The sequence below is a fragment of the Streptococcus sp. k-628 genome, from assembly GCF_013277475.1.
Lineage (GTDB): Bacteria > Bacillota > Bacilli > Lactobacillales > Streptococcaceae > Streptococcus.
Genome location: NZ_VMMZ01000080.1, coordinates 1 through 2,724 on the forward strand (window position 1 = coordinate 1; position 2,724 = coordinate 2,724).

Below are 2,724 nucleotides of genomic sequence, written 5' to 3' on the forward strand. Positions count from 1 at the left end.
AGCAGATGGATTGGTATCAGCAGATGGAACAAGTGTAGCAGCAAGTGAAAACTTAACAGCAACCTCTGAAAATCAAAACCTAAATGTGGTATATACGAAGTTAGGATCATGGGTGCCAACACCACCGGCAGGAGTAACACCTCCAACAGGAACGAATTTCGATCCAAAACCATATCCAAACCATCCGACTGATCCAACTAAACCAGGAGAACCAGAATATCCACAGCCAGGAACACCAGTTGAACCAAACACACCAGTAATTCCATATGTGCCAGGTTATACACCTAAGACACCAGATGGAAATCCATTAGTACCAGTTGATCCAAACCATCCAGAAAATGGATACAAGGTGCCACCAGTACCAACAACACCAGGAGAGGATACACCGATTACTTATGAAGGAAATCCACAAAAAGCATTGGTGAAAGTGGTTAAGGTTGACGGAACAACAGAAACACCATTACCAAAAGATAATGTAACTATCAACGGTAAAACTGGAGATCAAATTCCAACTGAATCAGTAACAGCTAAGATAGCAGAGTTAGAAAAACGCGGATATGTGATTGATAATAGAGATGAAGTAGTCAACTATATTAATAACAAATTCGATAAAGATAAGGATACAGAAGGTCAAGATCCAACACAAACAGTAACGTTGAAAGTACATGAAAAACTTGTACCAGTAACACCGCCAACACCAGAAAAACCACTTGAACCTGGAAAACCAATTGATCCAGATACACCAGTAGATCCAAATAATCCAAATGATCCAACAATTCCAAGATGGACAGATGAATTAATTAAGAAACTGGACGTTAAGAAAGAAGTAACACGTACAATCAACTATGTTGACGAGGCTGGAAATAAAGTTTCTGAACCATCAACAGACAAAGTTACATTCACACGTGAAGCTAAGATTAACGTAGTAACAGGTGAGATTACTTATGGAGACTGGAAAGCAGTGGGTGGAGATAGTACATTTGATAAAGTATCATCACCAGTAGTTAAAGGTTACATCCTTAAAGACCCAGCTCAAAAAGAAGTTGCTGAAAGAAAAGGAATAACACCAACTGTTGCAAATCAAACGATTGAAGTGGTTTACAAGAAACTTGGTTCATGGGTACCAAAAGTGCCAGGTGTAGAAACACCAACGCCACTACCATATCCAAACAATCCGACAGATCCAACTAAGCCTGGAGATCCAACGGATCCTACTACACCAAATGTACCAGTGATTCCATATGTACCAGGTTATACACCTAAGACACCAGATGGAAATCCATTAGTACCAGTTGATCCAAACCATCCAGAAAATGGATACAAGGTGCCACCAGTACCAACAGAACCTGGTCAGGATACACCGATTGAGTATGTAAAAGTTCCAAATACACCTAGTCCGGAAGAACCGGTAAAACCAACTCCAGAAAGTAATCATATTACAATCTGGGTGGATGAAAATGGTAAGCCATTGAAACCAGAAAAACCTGGAACTCATGAGCCAGGTAATATTCCTGGATACAGATATATTACAACTGTAACGAAGGATGGTGTTACAATTCATAAATTTGAAAAGATAACACCAGTAGATCCTAATAATCCTGTTCCACAGAAACCGACCACACCGATTCCAACTCCACAAGATTCGACTATTCCAACACCAGAAAGTCAAATTCCAACTCCAAACACTCCAGAAGCAAATACTCCGACTTCTGAGACAAATAGAAGAGAGGAATTGCCAAACACAGGTACAGAAGCTAATGCTAGCTTAGCTAGCGCTGGTATCATGACCTTGTTAGCTGGTCTAGGATTAGGATTCTTCAAGAAGAAGGAAGAAGATGAGTCCGAATAATATCAAAACGTTGCTTCCTGCCAAAAGTTGGATTCTTCATCTGGCTTTTGGCTCGGAGTCAACAACCTAGAAACTAAAATAAATGTAAAATTGAGGGAAATATGTCAAGACAATCAACTAAGAATAAAAAATATGCTTTACGAAAAATTGGAAAGTTTTTCGGTTCCTGTGTTGTAGCGACAGTCATTACCCTAGGTGGGGCTGCAATAATGGCACCAAATGTGACAGTTTACGCTTCAGACACTACCGCGGAGCCAGGAGAAGCTAATATTGAAAATATAACTAGTGCATCAGAAGGGTATGAAGTTTTCGTACCTAAAGGAAAGAAGTATGAAAGAGATGATACAGTAGAAAGTCATACTCCTGTTTTGAAAGAAGAAGGTTATAATGGTAGAAGCTTTATCTTGAAAGCTGAAGATAGTGATGATTATTTTGATGAACATCCAATGGAATCATTATTTGAAAAATTATATGATAAAGACGATGATGGTCAAATTGATGACAAATATAAAAGAGCTGATGCCAATACTATAAATGAAAATGCAGGAAAGCCACTTGATGATCCAAACTTTGTTGAACCTAAAGTGAGTGAAGTTAATCCTAAATATCCTCACCGTCTTGATGCAAGTAATGGTACCCCGGCTAATCCAGATAATCTTTATAAAGGAAGACCAGCGGGAGCTGACGGACTTATTGATAGTTCTGATACCATTGTTGAGTCAAATAAACCTATAACGGTAAATCCAAATTCAGAAGAGAATATAGTTAATGATGATGGTACTGTTGTATTATCTAAGTATTATCGTATTCATGTAAACGAAGGAGAACATGCTGATAAAAAGGATGATATTTATGTAGTCGGAACAAAACCAAAA

At 38.5% G+C, this 2,724-nt stretch carries 1 protein-coding gene and 1 pseudogene; both read left to right on the top strand.

Going from position 1 to position 2,724, the window contains the following annotated elements; genetic code table 11:
• Nucleotides 1–1,849 (top strand): LPXTG cell wall anchor domain-containing protein (locus HT730_RS09095; RefSeq protein ID WP_173307399.1); only part of this gene is annotated, 1,849 nt, incomplete at its 5' end.
• Nucleotides 1,850–1,950: 101 nt separating this feature from the next.
• Nucleotides 1,951–2,724 (top strand): annotated as a pseudogene (locus HT730_RS09100) (hypothetical protein); the annotation flags it as partial.